Source organism: uncultured Albimonas sp., assembly GCF_963977235.1.
GTDB lineage: Bacteria > Pseudomonadota > Alphaproteobacteria > Rhodobacterales > Rhodobacteraceae > Albimonas.
In genome coordinates this window covers 1-5,877 of sequence record NZ_CAXBOD010000115.1, presented here as the reverse complement: position 1 = coordinate 5,877, position 5,877 = coordinate 1, and the positions used below count along the sequence as shown (strand labels likewise).

Sequence of the window (5,877 nt, the reverse complement as noted above, 5' to 3'; positions counted from 1 at the left end):
CTTTGCGCAGCGCCTGATCACCCAGATGTATTTCGAGGGCGACCCGATGATCTGGAAATGCCCCATCGTGCAGACCCTCCCCGACCGTGAGGCGGTCGAGCGGCTGATCGCGCCCCTCGACTGGGCCAACACAATTCCCATGGACGCCCGCGCCTACCGCTTCGACATCGTGCTGCGGGGCCGCCGCTCGACCCTGTTCGAGAACCGGCTGGAGGGGAACTGAGATGCGCCTGCCCGACCAGCTGAAGGAAACCCCCTCCCAGACCGCCGGCCCCTACGTGCACATCGGCTGCTTCCCCCGCATGTGCGGGATCGAGGTCTTCGATCACGAGTTCGGGGCCGAGATGGTCACCGAGGCCACGAAGGGCGAGCGGATCGAGATCCGCGGCACGGTCTTCGACGGGACCGGCGCCCCCCTGCGCGACGCGCTGATCGAGATCTGGCAGGCCGACGCGGCCGGCCTTCACCCCGGCCGGGGCGAGACGCGCGGCGAGGCCGATCCCGCCTTCGCGGGCTTCGGCCGCTCGGCCGGCGATCCCGAGACGGGCGAGTTCGTGTTCCGCACCATCAGGCCCGGCCGCGTCCCCTTCAAGGACGGCCGGCCGATGGCCCCGCACATCAGCTTCTGGATCGCGGCGCGGGGCATCAACCTCGGGCTGCACACGCGCATGTACTTCCCCGACGAGGCGGAGGCCAACGCCGAGGACCCGGTGCTGGCGCGCATCGAGCTCAAGAGCCGCCTTGCGACCCTGATCGCCAGGCCCGAGGCGCCCGGCGTCTACCGTTTCGACATCCGCCTGCAGGGCGAGGGGGAGACTGTCTTCTTCGACATCTGAGCGGCCGGAACCGGGGCGCCGCGGCGCCCCGCGGGCGGGCGCGGGCGGGAGGGCCCGCGGCCCGCCCGATTTTCCGAAACCCCGCGGGCGCCCCTGCGTCTTGCCCACCCCGCCCGCGCGTGGAACAAAGGGCCGACCGCACAAGATCAAAAAACCCGCGGACCACAGGGAGGACTACCATGAAACCCGCAATTCTCGCGGCGGGCGCCGCGCTTGCCTTGTCGCTGACCGCCGCCCCCGCCTGGGCGGCCGACCTGACGATGCGCATCTCGCTGCAGCTGCCGCTGAAAAGCCACCTCGGCCAGAACCTGGCGCTGTTCAAGGAGGAGGTCGAGACCGCCTCCGAGGGCGCCATCGAGGTCGAGATCTACGACAGCGCCCAGCTCTACAAGGACAAGGAAGTGCCGCAGGCCGTCGGCGCGGGCTCGATCGAGGCGGGCGTCGCCTCGCTGACCCGCTACGTGGGCGACATCCCGGCGGTGGACATCTTCTACCAGCCGTTCCTGCTCGACTCCGAGGAGAAGGTCCGCGCGGCCACCGCCAAGGGCGGCCCGATCCGCGGCCCCATCGACAAAGCGATCGAGGACACCGGGGCGACCGTCCTTTGGTGGCAGGCCTACGGCGGCGCGATCCTGCTGTCGAACGGCGGGCCCATCGCCACGCCCGCCGACCTCGAGGGCAAGAAGGTCCGCGTCTTTGGCAAGACGCTGGGCGACTTCACCGAGGCCGCCGGCGGCGCGCCGACGCTGATCTCGGGCTCGGAGCAGTATCTCGCCTACCAGCGCGGCACCGTGGACGTGGGCATGACCGGCGTCTCGGGGGTGAAGTCCCGCTCGCTGTGGGAGGTGATGGACACGATCACGGTCACCAACCACGCCGACATCGAGTTTATCGTGGTGGTCAACACCGAGTGGTGGGAGGGCCTGAGCGAGGATCAGCGCGCGATCATCACCGCCGCCGCCGAGAAGGCCGACCAGAGCGTGCGCGACGAGATGGCGAGCATCGAGGCCGAGGCCTACGCCGCGGCCGAAGAGAACGGCATGACCATCTACGAGCCCACCGCCGAGGAGATGGAGGCCTGGCGCGCCACCGCCCAGCCCGTCCACGACGAGTACCTGGAGAAATCCGGCGACCTCGGCGCGCAGCTGATGGAGGCCGCCAAGGCCCTCTGAGCCCGCGCGGCCGTCGCCCCCGGGTCGCGCCGCCATGGCGCCGGCCGGGGGCGACGGTCCTCGAGGGGCGGAGGATCGCCGCCCGGGATCCCGGCCGAACCGTCCGGACCCGCGCCGTGTCCCGGCCCTCTGGCGTGCCCGCTCTCGTTCGCGCAAGGCGCCTTGGGCCTGACCCGGGGCCTCTCGCGGCCAGGGCAGGTGGCGCCGCGGACGCTTCGTCGTCCGGCCAGGGGGCGCCCGACGTCGCCGTCGCGCAGGAGGCCCCGGGTCAAGCCCGGGGCGGGCCCGTTCCCGCGCTCCCGCGTCTTCCGCTGCGCGGGGGCCGGGCGCCGGCGGCGCTGCGCAGGGCGGGCCGCGTCCCGGGCGACGGGCGCCCCGGACCTGATCCGGGGCCTCGCGCGGCCCGCCGCTTCGCGATCCGGCCGATGGGTCGGGCCGCCGTTCATGCTCTCACCGTCACCTCCCGGCCCCGGAACCCTCGGATGACCGATCTTTTCCGCTCCGTCGCAGCCCTCCGGCTGGGTCTCGCCTGGCTGGGGGCGCTGCTGTTTGCGGCCTCCGGCGTGATGCTGACCTGGGAGGTGGTGGCGCGCTACTTCTTCACGCGGCCCACGATCTGGGCGGCCGAGCTCTCCCAGCTCTGCCTGATCTGGGGGGTGCTGCTGTCGATGGCCTGGGCTCTGGAGGCGCGCCGGCACATCGCCGTGGACGCGCTGGTGAGCAACATCCCCGCGGCCGCCCGCCGCTGGACGGAGGCGCTGGCCATGGTCTGCGTCGCCGCCTTCGCGGGCGTCACCACCTGGCACGGCTGGGCCATCTTCTGGGACAGCTGGGCGCGCGGCCGCACCACCGGCTCGATGCTCGACCTGCCGACCTGGGTGGCCGAGCTCTCGGTCCCGCTGGGCTTTGCGATGCTGTTCGCGCAGGCGCTTGCCGAGATCGCCAAGGCCTTCCGCACCGACTGGGCCGCGCATGCCGAGGGGCTGCACGAATGACCGTGATCCTGATCCTGGCGGCGCTGTTCGCGCTGCTGCTGATCCGCGTGCCGGTGGCCTTCGCGCTGGGGGGCATGGGGCTGGCGCTGCTGCTGATCGGCGGGTTCTCGCCGCTGATGGCGCCGCAGGCGGCGCTCTCGACGCTCGACGGGTTCATCCTGCTGGCGGTGCCGCTGTTCCTGTTGATGTCCAACGTGCTGCTGAAGGGGGGCGTGGGGGCGGACCTGTTCGGCGCCGTCCACGCCTGGGTCGGCCACTGGCCCGGCGGGCTGGCGGTGGCCACGATCCTGAGCTGCGGAATCTTCGCCGCGATCTCGGGCTCTTCGGTCGCCACGGCCGCCACCATCGGCACCGTGGCGATCCCCGAGATGATCGCGCGCGGCTATGACCGGCGCTTCGTCTACGGGCTGATGGCCGCGGGCGGCACGCTGGGCATCCTGATCCCGCCCTCGATCCCGATGATCGTCTACGGCTTCATCACCGAGGAATCGGTGATCGCGCTGTTCCTCGCCGGCATCGGCCCCGGCATCCTGCTGGTGGTCCTGTTCATCGCCTACGCGATGATCCACGCGCGCTTCTTCGGCGGCCAGCGCCCTGAGCCCGCCGCCACCTGGGAGGAACGCCGCCGCGCCACCCTGCGCGCCGCCCCCTCGATCGCGCTGTCGGCGCTGATCATCGGCGGCATCTACTCGGGCGCCTTCACGCCCACCGAGGCTGCGGCCATCGGCTTCGCCGCCGCCCTGCTGATCACCGCGGGGGTCCTGCGATCCCTTTCCTGGAAGGGCCTGCGCGAGGCGATCTTCGAGTCCATGGCCACCACCACCGCGATCCTGCTGATCATCGCGGGCGCCAAGATCTTCGGCAAGGCGATCACCCTCTACCGGGTGCCGCAGGACATCTCGGCCTTCATCTCCGAGACGATCCACACGCCGCTCGCCTACATCATCGTGGTGGCCGCGATCCTGCTGCTGATGGGCCTGGTGTTCGAGGCGCTGTCGATGGTGCTGATCATGACCCCGGTGCTGCTGCCCGCCGCGCTCTCGATGGGGTTCGATCCGATCTGGTTCGGCATGTTCATGGTGATCATGGTCGAATGCGCGCTGATCACCCCGCCGGTGGGGCTGAACCTCTATGTCATCCAGGCGGTGGCGCGAACCTCGCTGGCCGAGGTGTCGCGCGGGGTGATCCCGTTCCTTTTCATCATGTTGCTGACGGTCGCGATCCTCTACATGGTCCCCGACCTCGCCCTCTACATACCCTTCAAGCTCTAGGGACCGCCCCATGACCCCACCCGACCGCCTGCGCGCCCTTCTCGCCGAGAAGCGTCTGCTGGTGATGCCCTGCTGCTTCGATCCGCTCTCGGCCAAGCTGATCGAGCAGGGGGGCTTCCCGCTGACCTTCATGTCGGGCTTCGCCGCCTCCGCGGCGCGGATCGGAGAGCCGGACCTCGGGTTGATGAGTTACGCCGAGGTCGAAGCCCAGGCGCGCGCCATCGCCGACGCGGTCTCGATCCCGCTGATCGGGGACGGCGACACCGGCTACGGCAACGCGATGAACGTGCGCCGCACGGTGCGCGGCTTTGCCCGCGCAGGCTGCGCCGCGGTGATGATCGAGGACCAGAAGGCCCCCAAGCGCTGCGGCCACACGCCGGGCAAGGAGGTGGTCGAGCGCGAGGAAGCCTTCGACCGCATCCGCGCCGCCGCCGACGCCAAAGCTTCGGACGACATCCTGATCCTCGCGCGCACCGACGCCCGCCACGAGCATGGCCTGGCCGAGGCCATCGACCGCGCCCACCGCTTCCACGAGCTTGGCGCCGACATCCTCTTCGTCGAGGCGCCCCGCACGGTCGAGGAGATGCGCACGATCTGCGCCGAGCTTCCCGGCCCGAAGATGGCCAACATCGTCGAGGGTGGCGAGACCCCAGCCCTCTCCCACGCGGAACTGGCCGAGATAGGCTTCTCCATCGCCGCCTATCCGCTGACCCTGCTGGCCGCGGCGATGCAGGCGATGACGCGGGCGCTGGGCCAGCTCGCCTCCGACGCGCCCCGCGACGGGCTGATGGATTTCGCCGAGCTGCGCGGCCGCATCGGCTTCGACGACTACTACGCGGAGTCGGAGAAATACCGCTCCTCCGCCCGCGCCCGCTGAGACGATCCTACTCCGGCGGGCAGGTGCGCGAGTCCAGCGCGCTTGCCTCCGGATCGCTCCAGCGCACCAGCAGCCGACGGGGCAGGGCCTGCGCCTTGGGCCCGCCGGCGCGGTAGCCCGGCGCAAGGATCTCGAGCTCGCGCAGCGCCTCCCGCCGCGCCGTGGGCAGCGGATAGCGCGGATCGGCGCCGTTCGAGGCGAAGACCCCCGGGTTGGCGAAATCCGAGGATACCAGCCGCCACACAGCGTCCGCCCCGACCCAGACCACCTCGGCCGAGGTCTCGGCCCCCGCGGCCCGGCAGGCCCGCGTCTCCGGCCCCAGCGCCTCGCGCAGGGCGGCCAGCAGCGCCTGCGCGTCGCTCGGCGCGATCTCGCGCCGCCGCTTCTCGAACAGCACCTGGCGCAGCCCGTCGTCGTCGAGCTGGAAGATCGCCCGGAAGCGCATCCCCGCCAGCTGCGCCTGCGGCAGCGCCAGCGTCCCGCGCAGACCGCCGCCATACTCGAGCCGCGTCTCCACCGCGCCCGGCAGCGCCGCCGCCAGCGCGTCCGCATCCATGCCCCACCGGGCGGCGGCCCAGTCCGGCCCCGCCTCGCCCGCCGCCTGCAGCGGCGCGCAGACCATCGCTGCCATCATCCACAGTCTCATCCCCCTGAAAATGACTCTCGCCCCCCTCCGCCACAAGCGCCCCGGCGCCACGCCAGCCGCCCGCGACAAGCGCCTGTTCT

Annotated in this window: 6 protein-coding genes and 1 pseudogene; 6 read left to right on the top strand and 1 reads right to left on the bottom strand. The window is 71.6% G+C overall.

What is annotated here, in order from left to right; all coding sequences use genetic code 11:
- The 6 genes and pseudogenes from AAC134_RS23280 to AAC134_RS23255 form a co-directional block, all read left to right on the top strand.
- Positions 1 to 223 (top strand): annotated as a pseudogene (locus AAC134_RS23280) (protocatechuate 3,4-dioxygenase subunit beta); the annotation flags it as partial.
- A gap of 1 nt (position 224) precedes the next feature.
- Complete coding sequence (gene pcaG, locus AAC134_RS23275; protein WP_339952102.1) at positions 225 to 836, top strand: protocatechuate 3,4-dioxygenase subunit alpha; 612 nt, start codon at positions 225 to 227, stop codon at positions 834 to 836.
- 179 nt (positions 837 to 1,015) lie between these two features.
- The gene (dctP, locus tag AAC134_RS23270; RefSeq protein ID WP_339952100.1) at positions 1,016 to 2,008 is read left to right on the top strand and encodes a TRAP transporter substrate-binding protein DctP; all 993 of its coding nucleotides are present in this window, start codon (positions 1,016 to 1,018) and stop codon (positions 2,006 to 2,008) included.
- 482 nt (positions 2,009 to 2,490) lie between these two features.
- Complete coding sequence (locus AAC134_RS23265; protein ID WP_339952098.1) at positions 2,491 to 3,003, top strand: TRAP transporter small permease; 513 nt, start codon at positions 2,491 to 2,493, stop codon at positions 3,001 to 3,003.
- The gene (locus tag AAC134_RS23260) at positions 3,000 to 4,274 is read left to right on the top strand and encodes a TRAP transporter large permease (RefSeq protein WP_339952096.1); all 1,275 of its coding nucleotides are present in this window, start codon (positions 3,000 to 3,002) and stop codon (positions 4,272 to 4,274) included. The genes AAC134_RS23265 and AAC134_RS23260 overlap by 4 nt, the downstream gene beginning before the upstream one ends.
- Positions 4,275 to 4,284: 10 nt before the next feature.
- Positions 4,285 to 5,151, top strand: coding sequence for an isocitrate lyase/PEP mutase family protein (locus AAC134_RS23255; protein ID WP_339952094.1), 867 nt, complete (start codon positions 4,285 to 4,287; stop codon positions 5,149 to 5,151).
- A 7-nt stretch (positions 5,152 to 5,158) separates the two neighbouring features.
- Here AAC134_RS23255 and AAC134_RS23250 read toward each other — a convergent pair whose 3' ends face one another.
- Entirely contained in the window at positions 5,159 to 5,785 is a 627-nt protein-coding gene (locus AAC134_RS23250) for a hypothetical protein (RefSeq protein WP_339952092.1), read from the bottom strand.
- Between the last annotated feature and the right edge of the window lie 92 nt (positions 5,786 to 5,877).